Annotated in this window: 14 protein-coding genes; 1 reads left to right on the forward strand and 13 read right to left on the reverse strand. The window is 44.7% G+C overall.

Annotation, left to right across the window (positions count from 1 at the left end; genetic code table 11):
* Positions 1-190 precede the first annotated feature (190 nt).
* The 11 genes from CU633_RS10365 to CU633_RS10415 form a co-directional block, all read right to left on the reverse strand.
* Positions 191-2,110, reverse strand: a complete 1,920-nt coding sequence (locus CU633_RS10365; RefSeq protein ID WP_101660136.1) for a stage V sporulation protein D — start codon at positions 2,108-2,110, stop codon at positions 191-193.
* Positions 2,111-2,292: 182 nt separating this feature from the next.
* On the reverse strand, positions 2,293-4,545 hold the full coding sequence (locus CU633_RS10370; RefSeq protein ID WP_257958624.1) for a penicillin-binding protein: 2,253 nt from the start codon (positions 4,543-4,545) through the stop codon (positions 2,293-2,295).
* Between the two features lie 17 nt (positions 4,546-4,562).
* Positions 4,563-4,916, reverse strand: coding sequence for a cell division protein FtsL (gene ftsL / locus CU633_RS10375; protein WP_101660139.1), 354 nt, complete (start codon positions 4,914-4,916; stop codon positions 4,563-4,565).
* Positions 4,917-4,949: 33 nt separating this feature from the next.
* Complete coding sequence (gene rsmH / locus CU633_RS10380; RefSeq protein WP_101660140.1) at positions 4,950-5,882, reverse strand: 16S rRNA (cytosine(1402)-N(4))-methyltransferase RsmH; 933 nt, start codon at positions 5,880-5,882, stop codon at positions 4,950-4,952.
* Between the two features lie 57 nt (positions 5,883-5,939).
* A complete protein-coding gene (gene mraZ, locus CU633_RS10385) occupies positions 5,940-6,371 on the reverse strand; it encodes a division/cell wall cluster transcriptional repressor MraZ (protein WP_101660141.1) in 432 nt (143 codons plus the stop codon).
* A gap of 199 nt (positions 6,372-6,570) precedes the next feature.
* The gene (gene bshC / locus CU633_RS10390) at positions 6,571-8,205 is read right to left on the reverse strand and encodes a bacillithiol biosynthesis cysteine-adding enzyme BshC (RefSeq protein WP_101660143.1); all 1,635 of its coding nucleotides are present in this window, start codon (positions 8,203-8,205) and stop codon (positions 6,571-6,573) included.
* A gap of 85 nt (positions 8,206-8,290) precedes the next feature.
* On the reverse strand, positions 8,291-8,686 hold the full coding sequence (locus CU633_RS10395; RefSeq protein WP_101660145.1) for a DUF3397 domain-containing protein: 396 nt from the start codon (positions 8,684-8,686) through the stop codon (positions 8,291-8,293).
* The gene (locus CU633_RS10400) at positions 8,686-9,591 is read right to left on the reverse strand and encodes a 2-dehydropantoate 2-reductase (RefSeq protein WP_101660147.1); all 906 of its coding nucleotides are present in this window, start codon (positions 9,589-9,591) and stop codon (positions 8,686-8,688) included. Before CU633_RS10400 ends, CU633_RS10395 begins: the two co-directional genes overlap by 1 nt.
* Positions 9,592-9,737: 146 nt before the next feature.
* Positions 9,738-11,279, reverse strand: coding sequence for an acyl-CoA carboxylase subunit beta (locus CU633_RS10405; RefSeq protein ID WP_101660149.1), 1,542 nt, complete (start codon positions 11,277-11,279; stop codon positions 9,738-9,740).
* A 54-nt stretch (positions 11,280-11,333) separates the two neighbouring features.
* On the reverse strand, positions 11,334-11,546 hold the full coding sequence (locus CU633_RS10410; protein ID WP_101660151.1) for an acetyl-CoA carboxylase biotin carboxyl carrier protein subunit: 213 nt from the start codon (positions 11,544-11,546) through the stop codon (positions 11,334-11,336).
* 13 nt (positions 11,547-11,559) lie between these two features.
* The gene (locus CU633_RS10415) at positions 11,560-12,903 is read right to left on the reverse strand and encodes an acetyl-CoA carboxylase biotin carboxylase subunit (RefSeq protein WP_101660153.1); all 1,344 of its coding nucleotides are present in this window, start codon (positions 12,901-12,903) and stop codon (positions 11,560-11,562) included.
* Positions 12,904-13,168: 265 nt separating this feature from the next.
* Between CU633_RS10415 and CU633_RS10420 the strand changes: the two genes are divergently transcribed.
* Positions 13,169-13,645, forward strand: a complete 477-nt coding sequence (locus CU633_RS10420) for an N-acetyltransferase (protein WP_101660155.1) — start codon at positions 13,169-13,171, stop codon at positions 13,643-13,645.
* Positions 13,646-13,702: 57 nt separating this feature from the next.
* Here CU633_RS10420 and CU633_RS10425 read toward each other — a convergent pair whose 3' ends face one another.
* The gene (locus CU633_RS10425; RefSeq protein ID WP_101660157.1) at positions 13,703-14,338 is read right to left on the reverse strand and encodes an RsfA family transcriptional regulator; all 636 of its coding nucleotides are present in this window, start codon (positions 14,336-14,338) and stop codon (positions 13,703-13,705) included.
* Positions 14,339-14,554: 216 nt separating this feature from the next.
* Positions 14,555-15,307, reverse strand: a complete 753-nt coding sequence (locus CU633_RS10430) for an enoyl-CoA hydratase/isomerase family protein (RefSeq protein WP_101660159.1) — start codon at positions 15,305-15,307, stop codon at positions 14,555-14,557.
* Between the last annotated feature and the right edge of the window lie 228 nt (positions 15,308-15,535).

The raw sequence follows: 15,535 nt of genomic DNA on the forward strand, positions 1-15,535 counted from the left end.
TGGCGGTTATTATTTTACATGAAAAGCAGCAATTAAGCCATGCATCTTTTAAATTTCCAGCATAAATATAATGTTTTGTACGTTATTCCGAATGCCGTTCATACATTCGGCATTCCCCTCTTAAACGATGACGACTTCTGCCAAATGAGAAATAGGCGGCGCTATTACACGGGCCGCCTCTCTCCGTTTATCATTCTTTGTCGTTAAAGTAAAGCCTGATCGTCGAGCCTTCCTTTAATTTTACTCCCGGCTGCGGGGTTTGTTTGACTACAATATCCCCTTCGCCGCTGGCGTCAATCCTGAAATTCAAGAAAACTTCGCCAAGATCTTTTTTCGAAAACCCGACCAGATCCGGAACTTCAATCATCGGAACGTCTTCCCATGTGCGCTTCTTCTGGATTTGGTCTTTTCTTGGAGGCACGCCAAGCGCACGCAAGCTGTCACCCATGATGCTTCCAACAATCGGCGCCGCAACTCTGCCGCCAAATTGAATCGTTCCTTTCGGATTATCGACCGCGACATAAACGACGAGCTGCGGATCATCCGCAGGAGCAAAGCCAATGAAGGAAACAACATGATTATTTACCAAATATTTTCCGTCTTTTGCCTTTTGGGCTGTACCGGTTTTCCCGCCTACTCTGTACCCGTCGACAAACGCCTTGCCGCCAGTTCCCTGTGCGACTACGCTTTCGAGAGCATACCTGATCTTGGCGGATGTTTCTGCGGAAATAACCTTTCTTTTTGCTACCGGTGCGTTTTTCATGACTATTTCCCCGGTGGATGGATCAATTAGCTCCTTGGCAATATAGGGCTTGTAAAGCGTCCCGCCATTAACGGCCGCCGAAATGGCCGCAACCTGCTGGATCGGGGTCACGGACACACCCTGGCCGAAGGCGGTGGTCGCTTGTTCAACAGGGCCGACGCGATCAAGGTTAAAGAGGATGCCCTTTCCTTCTCCTTGCAGATCAATGCCTGTCTTTTCGCCAAAACCGAAGTTGCGAATATATGAAAAAAGCTTTTCTTTTCCAAGGCGCTCCCCCAGTTCTACAAAGCCGGGGTTACATGAATTTTGGACGACTTCAAGAAACGTTTGCGAACCGTGGCCGGCCCTCTTCCAGCATCTCAGCCGGGCGCCGCCGACTTTGACAAAACCGGGATCATGGAAATGGTCCTTTTCGAGGTCCACCTTTCCTTCCTCAATCGCAGCCGCAAGCGTGATAATTTTAAACGTCGAACCCGGTTCATACGTACTCCAGACGGGCAGGTTGCGGTTGTAGATTTCCGGGGCTACATTTTGGAAATTAGCAGGGTCAAAATCAGGCCTGCTTGCCATAGCCAGGATCTCCCCTGTGTTCGGGTTCATCGCGATCGCGACAATGCCGTCAGGATTATAAGCAGCTTCCGCAATGTCGAGTTCTCTTTCCACGATCGATTGCACCTTTGAATCAATCGTCAATTTTAAATCAAGGCCATTGAGCGGCGGCTCATAATCATCACCCATATCCCTCATCCGCCTGCCTTTTGCATCGGAATAAAATTTCACCGCTCCCTTTGTACCTGTCAGCTCTTTATTATAATAAAGCTCGAGTCCCGTCAGCCCCTGATTATCAATCCCCGCGAAGCCGAGCACATGGGATAAGTATGCCCCGAACGGGTAATGGCGCTTTGAGTCCTCGCCAATATAAACACCTTCTAAATTAAGTGCTCTGATCTCTTTAGCTTTTTCATGGGATATTTTTCTTCCTTCTTTAAGCCTTACAATACTTCTAACAACGGTAATTTGTTTATAGATGTTTTCCTTATTCTGATTCAAGGCAGCAGCAAGCTTTTCCGCTGTCATTGCAGGATCAGTCAGTTGCCTCGGTACAACAAAAACGGTCGGTGCGCTCATATTGGTAGCCAGCTTGATTCCATTTCTGTCGACAATTCCACCGCGCTCCGGCTCAAAGTCAATGTTCCTGCTCCATAAACTTCTGGCTTTATCCGTCAGCATGTCCCCCATTAAAAACTGAACATAGCCGAGACGGATGTCGATAATCAAGAAAATCAAGATCCCTGCCAGCAGTGCAACCATCAGTCTTTTTCGCACGGTCACATTTGATACACGCATATTTGAACGAACCTCCTTGTAGTCCTGTTTAAACAAAAGGACTAAACTGACAGCCAGTTTAATCCCCTGTTAAAACCGAATCGATCAACAAATCCTCTGTATCCCGGGTTTGTTTCACGGTTATGGCTCGTTCATTTATATGCTTGTACAATTACGTTTAGAACGGTTCTTGCCTCCTGAGATCAGTCCTGCACGTTTTCTTCAGTTTCTGCTTCTTCGCCTGTTTCATCCGGCTTGCCAGCTGCATCTGGTTCCACTGCTTCAGCTGACTCCGCTGCTTCTCCGGCTTTTTGTTCTTTGTCAAGCTGTCCGGGCGTTTCGAGATGGACAATTAAATATTCGCCTTCTGCGAGAGCAGCACCTGGCGGCAAACTTTGCTCGGCGACATATCCGTTCCCTGTTACATTGAGCTTAAGATTGGCTATTTTCGCAAAGCTCATCACTTCGCGGCGCGACCAGCCTTTCATGTCCGGAACTTCAAGCTCGCCTTCTGTACGAATAAATACCCTTTCTCCGGCAAGAACGTTGGCTCCTTTTCCGGGAAGCTGGGCCGTTACATTTGTTCCATTGCCCATCGTTACAATGTCAAAGCCGCTTGTTTTTAAAGTTTCCTGCGCATTGGCGACGTTTGTATTGACGAGATCCGGCATTTTATTTACTTTTGGCACGTTCTGCTGGACCGATTCAATATTCAAGTATTGCAGGCTGCTTTTCATTACGGGTTTAAAAATTTCTGAAACAGGTTTCGAACCTTCGAAGTAACTAGCTACTTCTGGCTGCTGGACCGCAACATACATGATCAATTCTGGATTGTCCGTTGGAGCCATTCCCAAAAATGAAAAAATATAGTCTTGCTTGCCTTTCAAGTATCCACCGGAACCGGAAATCTCGGCAGTTCCCGTTTTCCCAGCGACATCGTAACCATCAATTTGGTAGCGCTCGTGCCCTGTACCTTTTTCAGATGTGATAACCGTTTCAAGAATATCTCTTACCTCTTTTGCTGTCTCAGCCGAGATCGGCTGACCAGTCACCTCCGGCTGGGAATCCTCGATCACCTTGCCTGTCTTCGAATCCACGATTTTATCGATGACATGGGGCTTGAGCATTTTGCCGTCATTGGCAACCGCAATTGCAGCCTGAATTTGTTGAATCGGCGTGATTGCCGTTCCCTGTCCATACGCCGTCGTAATTTTGTCAATCGGGTAAGTATAGACGATTTTACTTGATACTTCGTTTGGCAAGTCAATGCCGGTTGGCTTGTCCAGGCCAAACTTCGTTAAGTATTCGCGGTATCTGTCAAATCCAAGCTGCTCAGCAGCGATTTTTGCAAACGCAACGTTTGATGACCGCTGGACTCCCTCCAGGTAGGTGATTGATCCCCAGCCATGACCATTATGATCACCAATCTCAGCTGAGTTCTGTGTAACTTTGTATCTTCCTGATTGATAATAAGCATTACCGTTGAAGACTTTTTCCTGCACTGCAGCAGCAAGCGTAAAAATCTTCATCGTCGAACCAGGCTCAAACGAAGTTTCGATTGCTTCGTTATACCATGATTTTTCAAGCCCTTCCCTTGTTTTCGGATGGAAGGTCGGACGCTGGGCCATCGCCAAAATTTCTCCTGTTTTCGGATCTGCTACAATCGCAACGATTTTCTTCGGCTTATATTCTTTATCGACCTTGCTGATCGCGTCCTCTAAAAATGTTTGAATTTTTTTATCCAGTGTTAAATAAACATCTTTGCCATTTTCAGCCGGGGTAATTTGTTCCTTGCCATCCGGGAGTAAAAATCCCCATCTGTCACCCTGATATTGAACAATTCCCGGTTTCCCCCTTAGAATGGTATCAAGCTGCTGCTCCAAACCGAGCTTTCCAACTGAGGAAACTGCCCCATTTTCACCTTCCTGTTTTTCAACAAAACCGACGACATGGGAAGAGAAGACACCGTTTGGATAAAAGCGCTTCATATCTCTCATAAAAATGATCCCCGGCAGCTTCAACGCTTCGATCTGCTCCTTTGTATCACGCGAGATATCACTGCCCGCTTTTCCAAACTCGACTTGAAACACACCCTCTTTTGTCAGCTGTTTATAGATTTCCGCCTCACTTAAATCAATAAACCTTGAGAGTTCCCTCGCTGTTGTTTTCGGATCTGTCACATGCTGTGGTTTTTTTGGGTCGGTCGTCATTGAGTCATTCAAAATGGCTGCCAGAGTATAGGAAGTCGTATCCTCTGCAATAGTCTCACCGTTGCGGTCATATATCGTTCCGCGCTTTGCTTCCAACACTTTTTCTTTTGTATGTTTGAGCTCCGCTCTGGCTGCAAGTGCCTGCCCGCCTACTTCACCGGTCCATTGAATGGAAACAAACCTGTATATTAAGACAAAAAAGAGCAAGCTGAATATAATAAATAATCCCGCTGCTCCCGCATTCATATTAGGCTGCTTCCTCATTAATCCTGCACAACCTTCACATTATTTTCATTAAGCTTTAAACCAAGCTTCTCTGCTTCTGCCCTGATACGTTCAGATGTACTTAACTCTTCCACTTGATTTTCCAGGTCACCATTTACTTTTTGCTGTTCCTGGATGGAGCTTTCAAGAACCTGAATATCTTTGTTCACTTCGTAAATGGCTGCCTGGCTTGAAACAATATGTATGGCACCCATACTGATCACCGCAGCAAATACGATTCCAAGAAATTTTTCACCAGGGGTCAGCCATGGTCTTTTCACCGATGCTTTTTTTGGTACTTCAACATGCCGCTGTTGTTGCTCTTGCTGTAACTTTCTTGCTAAATTACTCATCTTTTCCCCTCCGATTCAAAAATTCATTTCTTTTTATATTTTTTCCGCGATTCTTAGCTTTGCAGATCTGGCCCGGTTGTTTTGTTTGATCTCTTCTTCGCCGGGCACAATCGGTTTGCGTGTAATCAGCTTCATTTTCGGCTTGTACTCATCCGGAATGATCGGCAGCCCGGGCGGCAGTTCAGGCCCTTCGCTCGCTTTCTTAAAAGCTGTTTTGCAAATTCTGTCCTCTAAAGAATGGAAGGTAATCACGCTGATTCTCCCTCCAGGGTTTAACAAATCAATGGCCTGCCCGAGGGAATCCTCAAACACCCCAAGTTCATCATTAACGGCAATCCGGACCGCCTGAAAAATTCGTTTGGCCGGATGTCCGCCTTTTCTGCGGGCCGGGGCAGGAATCGCTTCTTTAATGAGATCCACCAACTGGGCTGTCGTCTCAATCGGTGCTGCCGTTCGTGCTGCCTCAATTTTTCTGGCAATCTGCTTGGAAAACTTTTCTTCCCCATATTGAAAAAAAATCCTTACCAGCTTCTCGTAAGGCCAGTTATTGATCACCTCATAAGCCGATAGATCGCCGGTTTTATCCATTCTCATATCAAGCGGGGCATCGTTATGGTAGCTGAATCCTCTCTCAGCGGTATCAAGCTGGGGGGAGGACACGCCGAGGTCGTATAATACGCCGTCAACGCGTTGTACACCGCGGTCATTCAACTCTTTTTTCAAATTGGCAAAATTGCTTTTAATGAGCGTGATGCGGTCACCGTATTCAGCGAGCTTCTCCGAAGCATGGACAATCGCCGTTTTATCCTGGTCAAAGGCATAAAGCTTGCCTTCCTTTGACAGCTTGGAAAGGATTAAGGCGCTGTGCCCGGCACCACCCAGTGTGCAATCCACATATGTACCATCCGGTTTAATATTTAGTCCATCTACTGTTTCATGAAGCAATACTGTTGTGTGTTCAAACATTGTTTTTTCATCCTTCCAATCAAACGAGCAGGGAATTATATCGATATAAGTTTCCCTTTATATATCGAAACCAATCATATTTTCGGCAATTTCTGCAAAAGATTCTTCAGATTGGTCAAAATATTCTTCCCAAATACTTTTGCCCCATATTTCAATTCGATTGGAAACACCTAGCACGACGCATTCTTTTTCTAATTTTGCATAATGGACAAGCGGAGCAGCGATGTTGATTCGTCCCATTTTATCCAACTCACACTCTGTAGCACCTGAAAAGAAAAAACGGGTAAAGGCGCGGGCGTCTTTTTTCGTTAATGGAAGGCTTTTTAGTTTTTCTTCGATCAGCTTCCATTCAGAAATGGGGTAGCCAAATAAACACTGATCAAGGCCCCGTGTTAAAACGAACATTTCGCCAAGGCTGTCACGGAACTTGGCGGGCACGATTAAGCGGCCTTTATTATCAATGTTATGATGGTATTCACCCATGAACATGCCCGTTACCCCACTTTCTATCTAAAATGTACCACATCCCCCCACTTTTCACCACACTTTTTTAAATATTCTCTTTGCTTTTAGCAATCACTTGTATGAAAACGGCAATCTTCAGGTGAAATAAAATTCAGGTGTGACAATGAAATTTACAGGAAAATAACGCAAAAAAAAACCTTATCATCAAAGATAAGGTCACGCGTTAAACTTTTATAATTTTATGGGTTCCATCAAACTTGTACGGCAGCTTTAAGAGTTCATCGACAAATTCAGGTCCATACTTGTTTAAATAGTAAAAAATATTCCAGACCCGCTCCTGGGGAAGTCCAAGCGGCTTAAGCGCATTCTCGATCCTCGCCATTTTATTTAACGTAATTTCATGGCGAAGCCGTACTTCGAGGTCAAGCTTATCTGCCATAAAATCGATTTGGCTCTGGACGAGCTTTTCGTTTTTCTCCAGTAAAGGAAGCAGTCCGGGATATTTTTGCTTTACTTCCTTTTGAATCAGCTGGTATTTTTCATTGAACTGCTGTTTCGTTTCGTTGAACAAGCTTTCGAGCTCACCGTCTTTAATCGAATCCAGGAAATGGTTTCTTGCAGCTTCGACCCCTTTCGTTAAAGCATCGGCAAGGTCGATGTCCAAGTCTGTTAAGTCTGTTTCCAGTGAACGGTCAACAATTGTCATGTTTAACCTTGGAACAATCGGTGGCACCTTCATGTGAAAATGTTCAAAAACCTTTGTCAGCTCTGCCCAGTACGCAATCTCGCCGGGACCACCAATAAACGAAAGCGTGGGGAATAGCCATTCCTGGGTTAATGGCCTTGTGACAACATTGTTGCTTAACCTTTCAGGGAATTCAGCCGCCAATTCGATCAGCTCATCATCAGTGAAGGAAACGCGGCCATTTTTGCCGATAAAACGCTGTTCCTCCGGGTGATATTCAAGCAAGATCCGTTCATTGACAGTACTGTCGTAATAAAATAAGTTTGCGGCATTTTCAGCGATTTCGATCGTCTTGCTATAGCCAGCCCTGGCAAGTTGCTGCTGTTGGAAATGAACCGCGTCTGTAATCTGCTGATGATCCGTTATTTGTCTCGTAAAAATCTCTTTTTCGAGCTTTCTCAGTTCCCGGTTTCCCGAATCTACGATTAATATCCCATATTCTTTAAATAAATCAATAATGATTGCGCTGAAGAAGTCGACAAAACTAATGTTTTTCTTAAGCAACTGTCCGGCAAATTGAAGCAGTCGGCTTGTATGCTCTGTTTCCCCATAACTCTGAAAAACTTCTTCAATCCATCTTTTACAAATGTCTTCGTCTATTTGGATATCTGAGACCATTTTCTTTTCAAGAATCCGTTCAGGATAGCTCCATTTTTCAACGCGTTTGTTTTCACATACGTATACATGGTTGACCTCTTGAAAATCATGATCTTCGCCGGCAATCCAGAAAACAGGCACAACAGGTATGTTCAGTTCTCTTTCCTTCTGCTCTGCAAAGGTGATAATCGAAATAATTTTATGTATGGTATATAAAGGTCCTGTCAAGATTCCGGCCTGCTGCCCGCCTATGACAACAACGCTGTTTTCTTGCCTGAGTTTTTGAATTGATTGATTGATGGCAGCCGATCCGGGGAAGTCTGCCATAAAAGCTGAAATATGGTCTGCCAGTTCATTCCGATGGAATTTGCGGTTGTTCAGCTCTTCGATCCGGCTCCAGTATGCGGCCGGTTCATGATATTTATAATGAAAAAACCGTTCCATGCCTGGATGCCACTCAGCATAATCGGTTGCAAACCGGCTTGTTCCCGGCAGTGAGAGATTTATCATCTCCATTCAATGTACTCCCTTTCTTTATTCGTTCTTTATAGAGTATAGCATTCTCAACTATAGAAAAGAAAAAACTTTGCCCGCGGAGTTTTCAGGGCAAAGAAATATGCATGGAAACCCTTTGAATGAGGCCAAAAATAATCAGCAGGATATAGGCGGAAAAGAACAGCAAAAAGTTAAACCGCCAAAATCCTTTAAAAAGAGAAGCAAGATTAATTTCATGCTTGATTTTCCAGTGCAGGAAAGCAAATACGATTGCAATGCCGATCATCCCGAGCAAAATGATCCATAAGAACGATTTGTCCCAGATCGTAACAATCAGGAAATGGACTGAAATGATCAATAAAAACGTGCTGATGTCGAGAGCAAGCTGTACGGAGCTGCGATGGTTTTTCGTTAGCTGCTTGGCGATCACAAAAATAAGTATGTACCCAAGCAAAGGTACTGTTACGAATGTAGCGATAAGAAATGAAAAAACAGATTCCATTATAACTCCTCTCCCCCGTACTCCCTTCCTTTAATACACTGGAAAAAAGCATGTACTAGCGGTGCCTCTTTTTGTTTCCGTTCCGCTTCAGCAACAACATAACCCAGAATCGAATCTATCTCGGTCATTCGGCCGTTTTTGATGTCACTCAGCATCGACGAATAATTGGATGCCGTTTTTTTGCAAATGCCAAGCACATTTTGATAGTGGGAATCTGCATCATGCAAGCCAAGAACATCGTTAATTTCGATAAACATGTTTTGTAAAAGCTGATGATAATACGGGTTTTCAATCAATTCGCCGTTTCGGACATTTAATACCGCCGTAAGCGGATTGATGACCGCATTGACAACTAGCTTGCTGAGCAGCATTTCTTCGACATTATCTTCAAGGACAAATGGAAACTCGCTTGAAAACGGAGCAATCAACTTTTTTAGCAAAGAATCGCTTCCCCTGAAAACGGCCACTTTTGTAACGCCCGTACCGTTGTGGGTGACGCTTGCTGCTCCAGTCCTGTGCGCACCATGCTCAACGGAACCGGCATAAATATCTTTGGCAGGCAGCTGGTCCAGCCATCGCAAATGGCCCATCCCGTTTTGCAAAAACAAAAAGGTGCCGGTGCCAGGCGATTTTGATTTTAGCTTGATTTGCTCAAGAACAGCAGGCAGCTGATAAGCTTTGACTGCAATAATCGTCAGCTCATCTGCTCCGCTCCATGATACAAACGGATGCGCTCCGACAGGAACAGAATCCGGCTGTCCGTTCTTCACACATGTTAATTTAGTAGCCCCGATCGCTTCCGCCTGTTCAATGGAGTGAGTAAAAATCGTTACATGATGATAAGACTGCAAATAATAGCCAAACAACAAGCCGATTGAGCCGCCGCCGATAATTCCAATCTTCATAAAAAGCACCTCTAATGGTATTTCTAGTTCATATTTTAGCAGAATATAAAAAAACATGGGAAAAAAGGAGCATTTTTTCAATACGTTTTTGAAAATTGTATAAAAAACAGCCCGGCCAAATGTATGGCAAGGGCTGTTTTTATGTTTTAGACTGGGTAGACAGGATGCTTGCGGACGCTGAACGTCAATTGTTTTGTCTCGTAATAGGCAAGCCTGTCAATTAAAGTATCCCGCAATTCACCAGGGGCGACAATATCATCAACGATCATTTCGGAAGCTAGCCGGTAAATATCGATATGCTCTTTGTACTCCTGCTGTTTTTGCTGAACGTAAGCGATTCGCTCTTTTGGATCCTCAATTTCATTAATTTTATTTGAATAAACTGCATTGACGGCAGCTTCCGGTCCCATTACGGCAATTTGCGCAGTCGGGAGCGCAATGCAGCAGTCCGGTTCAAACGCCGGGCCTGCCATGGCATAGAGCCCGGCACCATAGGCTTTTCTGATGATGACCGAAATTTTTGGCACTGTCGCCGAGCTCATCGCGGCGATTAGCTTTGCACCGTGGCGAATGATCCCTGCTCTCTCTACCTTTGTGCCAATCATAAATCCAGGCACGTCCGCCAAAAAGATCAACGGGATATGGAAAGCATCGCAGAGCTGAATAAATTTTGCTCCTTTATCAGCGGAATCGACGAACAGCACTCCGCCTTTTACTTTTGGCTGGTTCGCAATAATCCCGACGGCTCTTCCGTCAATTCTTGCCAGCCCTGTGACCAATTCAGGAGCAAACAGTTTCTTGATTTCAAAGAAGCTGCCCTCATCAATGAGCGCGTCAATGCATTCGTACATATCAAAAGGCGCATTTTGATTCACAGGAATGATTTCTTCTAAATTACGGCCCATTTTTGCGGAGATGCCTGCCGCTTTTTGCGGTTTCTCCTGAAAGCTTGCCGGAAAGTAGGCTAAATATCTTCGGGCAGATTCAATCGCTTCCTCTTCACTGTATGCGAGCATATCACCGCAGCCGCTGACAGTACAATGCATCCGGGCACCGCCCATTTCCTCGAGCGTCACTTTTTCGCCAATCACTTTCTCTGCCATGCGCGGGGAACCTAAATACATGGAGGCATTCTGGTCAACCATAATGACAATATCACAAAAAGCCGGGATGTACGCACCACCTGCCGCAGAAGGGCCAAATAACAGGCAAATTTGCGGCACCATGCCGGACAACTTTACCTGGTTATAAAAGATCCTCCCGGCGCCGCGCCGATTCGGGAACATTTCGAGTTGATCGGTAATTCTTGCTCCTGCCGAGTCAACCAAATATAAAATCGGCACTTTCAGTTTTTCAGCCGTCTCCTGGATGCGGATGATTTTCTCGACAGTGCGTGCCCCCCATGATCCCGCCTTTACAGTCGAATCATTGGCCATCGCACAAACCGTCTGGCCGTTAATCCTGCCAATTGCTGTAACGACACCATCTGCAGGCAAGTCATCCTCGAGACAATTCGCAAATTTGCCATCTTCCTTGTACGTTCCTTCATCAAATAGCAGCCTTAAGCGGTCGCGGACAAAAAGCTTGTTTTGCCCTTTCAGCTTTTCGTGGTACTTCGGGTGGCCGCCCGCTTCAATTTGCCTGCTTTTTTCGATCAGCTTTTCTTCTAAACTCTTTGCTGTTGTCATGCTCTTCCTCCTTCACCTGAAAAATGCAAGCTATTACTTGATGATCAACAATGATTATTCCAAAACGAGGAGTATATCCCCTTCATTGACAAAATCACCGATATTGACCTTCACTTCAGCCACTTTTCCTGCAGCATGGCTTTCGACAGGAATCTCCATCTTCATTGACTCAAGAATCAAAACCTCCTGGCCTGCTGTAACTTCATCCCCGATTTGCACAAGCGTATTTAAGATCGTTCCTGCCATCGTAGCTGTAATCTCTTTCATATGTAGCTCCTCCTTATTTCACAGCAAATGATTTGCTTGATAAATATCCGGTTGAATAAGTGCCATTCCTGAAATCAGCATCATTCACGATTTCTTTGAACAGCGGCGCATTCGTTTTAATTCCGGCAATAGACAGGCTGTTAAGAAATTGCTCTGCATTGTGAATGGCATCCATTCGTGTTTCTCCATAAAAAATACACTTCGAAATCATCGGGTCATAAAAAGGCGTGACTGTATTGCCTTCTTCGTAACCATAATCGATTCTGACTCCCGGCCGTTCTTCCCAGGAGAAAGCGGCAATTTTTCCCGGCGAAGGCATAAAAGTGACCGGATCCTCTGCATACAGCCTGAATTCAATCGCATGGCCTTTTTGTAAAATATCAGGCTGGAGAAGCGGCAGCGGTTCACCCCGCGCCGTAAGGATTTGCCACTTTACGAGATCAAGTCCGGTAATTTGCTCTGTGACCGGATGTTCGACCTGGAGCCTTGTATTCATTTCAAGAAAATAAAAATTCTCCTGTTCATCAACAATGAATTCAATCGTCCCGGCATTCACGTATTTAACGGCTTTCGCAGCTTTAATCGCCGTCTTATACATTTCCTCCCTGACCTGCCCGGATAAAGACGGGGAAGGTGCTTCTTCGATAACCTTTTGATGTCGCCGCTGGATCGAGCAATCCCTCTCAAATAAATGAACGATGTTTCCATGCACATCGCCGAAAATTTGCACTTCGACATGGCGGGCGTTATCGATATACTTTTCAATAAATACTTCCTCAGTTCCAAAATAAGCTTTGGCCCGGGCTTTTGTGGACTCAAAAAACTTAGCGAGCGCTTGCTCATTTTCACAGCGCACCATTCCAATCCCGCCACCACCGCCGCTCGCCTTCAGCATAACGGGATAGCCTATCGAAGCGGCGAATGCCGTTGCAGCTTCCAATGTTGAGAGGCCTTCTTCACTTCCAGGCACAACCGGAACTCCTGCATTCTTCATCGTTTGCCTTGACGCGATTTTATCTCCCATCAGCTCAATCGTTTCAGGTTCAGGGCCGATGAAGATGATGCCTGCCTCGCGGACAGCTCTTGCAAAATTCGGATTTTCCGATAAAAAGCCATAGCCGGGATGTATCCCTTCCACCCCTTCTGCTCTGGCAATTTCCAATATGTCATTTCCTTTTAAATATGATTTATTTACGGGGGGCTCCCCAATTCGAAATGCACTGGTTGCTTCCTTCACATACGGCATGTCCTGATCAGCATCTGAAAAAACAGCTACCGATTCAATCCCCATTTCATGGCACGTCCTGATAATTCTTGACGCAATTTCTCCCCTGTTCGCAATTAAAACTTTGCGCATTCCCGTTCCCCTTTCTTCGCTTATTGCCAGGCTCCATAGAGAATTTCTACAATCTTCTCGCGGATTCCTGCTTTTAATTGAAAACGCTTTCGTGTTTATGTGCAGAATTTTTTGTTATTTTATTATATAATTATTTTATCGAAATAAGTTAAACTTTTTCATGCATGCACAAATGCCTTAATTTTAGAAGCGTCAATCCATCGTATTCCGGTGGACAATAAATTATACTGTGAAGCACGCAATTCAGGCGAAGGGGGATTTTATGATGGGGTATAAAGTAGAGAGATTAAAGGTAAACTACAAAACTCTTGAAGAGTTTAAAAAATTTAAAGAATATGGCCTTCAGGAACTATCGATGCTCGAGGATCTCGAAGCCAATATTATTGAAAATGACAGTGATTCACCTTTTTACGGCATTTATTTTGGAAATAAGCTTGTGGCGAGAATGAGCTTATATCAGGTTGAAGGGAAATTCAACCGCTATTTTGACCCGCCCCAGGATTATCTCGAGTTATGGAAGCTTGAAGTATTGCCCGATTATCAAGGGAAAGGCTATGGCAAAGCATTAGTCGACTTCGCTAAAAGCTTTAACATGCCAATCAAGACAAGTCCGAGAGTTCGGTCCCAGGGATTCTGGGAAAAGATGGACTTTGTTCCTGTCACGTATGATATGGACCGCGACTTGGGTGAAAACCCGCTTTTATGGTTCCCTGAGGGGGTTAAAGAGCAGGTGAACCTGTAAAATGCATGATTTGGACTTGACTTAAATAACAAGGCGGACTTAATAAAGTCCGCCTTGTTATTTTTCAACCCTTTCAAGGTTTCCGTTTTTATCCATTTGAAATTTCACTTTTTGCTGCTGCCTGTCTTCATCCTGTAAAACGAAAATTTTCCTGGCCCGCTCCATAATTTCAATTAACGCCCTGTAATCCTCTTCAACCGTTTTTAGTTCCTTTAACAGCTTTTCGTTTTCAGCAGCAAGATAGAAGGTTTTTTTCTCCAGGTCTTTAATTTTCGCTTCATAGTTGCCGGAATCACTGGTATTGGTCCGCCCCGCTTGTTCGTAAAGCTGGTTTAAATAAAGAATGACCTGTTCAAAACGAATTTCCGGATCAGGGCCCGGGTCAGTTGGGGCTTCGGCATGCTCTGCCTGGACGGAAGGCTGCGGTTCTTTCGGGCTTTCTTTTTCGAATGCTTCTGGATTTTTCTTTAGTTCTTTCCGCTGTTTCTTGGCCAGTTCGATCCCTGATTTATATTGTTTACGTACGTAGGAGTTCCATCTGAATCCGCATGCTGCTGCCGTTCGAGACAGCTGTTTACCTACTTCCTCAAATGCCTGCAGCTGCGTTCCACCTTCTCTTATATGCCGCAAAACGATTTCGGCAAGCAGTAAATCTTCATCCTGTGACCAGGCATCCTGGCGCGTCGTTGACATTCATAAATCCCTCCCAGCGTTTAGTGAGTGGAGTCCAGCAGGCCTTTTCAGCTTGCTCCATCAAGAATCGGCTAAAAGTTTAAAACCTGCATAAACCGTATAACTGCCACAAAGGAAAACTAAAGGTCCTTTAATAGAAGTTCACCTTATTTATTCTTATGCGACTGCTAGGAAAGATAGACTGCAATGATGATGTTGTGAAAAAGAAAATCTAAATTATTTATTCTCCATGAATTGATCAACCAGCTTATGGTGCTCTTCCATTTCCCATAATTTTGCACATTCTTTTACTTCTTTTTCAATTCGCGAAGCGATATTGGTTGCAAGCCATTTTCTTACGAGCATTGCTTTGTATGCTGCAAGAACCGACCCTTCGAGAGGAAATATCTTTTCAATATCATTGATGAATGTTACATCGTTATCTTCTACTATGTAATCAATAAATCCTAGTTTCGTTAACTCTTCCGTTTGATACACTCTTGCTTCCATCAGCATTTTTATTGCGCTGGCAGCAGGAATTTTTTCGGTTAAAATCGTACCTCCGCCCCATCCCGTCGTGATTGCTAGTTTTCCTTGAATGAACCCTGCTTTAACTCCTTTTTTCGCGATTCGAAAGTCACAGGCAGCGGCAAGCTCACAGCCGCCGCCAACAGCTGTTCCGTTCATAAAAGCAAAAGCCGGCTTCGGAAGCAGCAGCAGCCGCAAAAGAATTTCCGACATTTTTGAGAGCATCCCATATGCTTCCTGTTCAGTTTTCAGAAGATGGAAGACCGCTAAATCTCCACCTGAACAAAAGGCATCATCGCCTGCTCCGGTAATGACCAAGCCCTTCAATTCGGGGTGCTTCATCACCTCGATCGCTTCATGCAAACCATCCATAACCTCATAGTTGATCGCATTTCTTTTTTCCGGCCGGTTGATTGTGAACGTCAAATATCCGTTTTTTACTTCCAATAAATAAGGTTCCATGCTGATCCTCCAGAATCATGTCGTTTACACTATTGTAGGAATGACGAGGGCTTTTGTTCAAGCTTTTTAAGTTGGGGTCGAAAGGGGAATCGGGGGATGCAGTTGTTTTTTCGAAGCATATCCCGGTTTCGCAATTTCATGCGTGCGCCAGAATTCAAGGTTTTCTTAGTAGAGTAGAAAACAGGAATTAGATATTGTCTTCTTGTCCTCGGGTTTCAGGGTGTTCCA

The sequence above is a fragment of the Bacillus sp. V3-13 genome, from assembly GCF_002860165.1.
In the GTDB taxonomy this organism is placed as follows: Bacteria; Bacillota; Bacilli; order Bacillales; family Cytobacillaceae; genus Bacillus_BJ.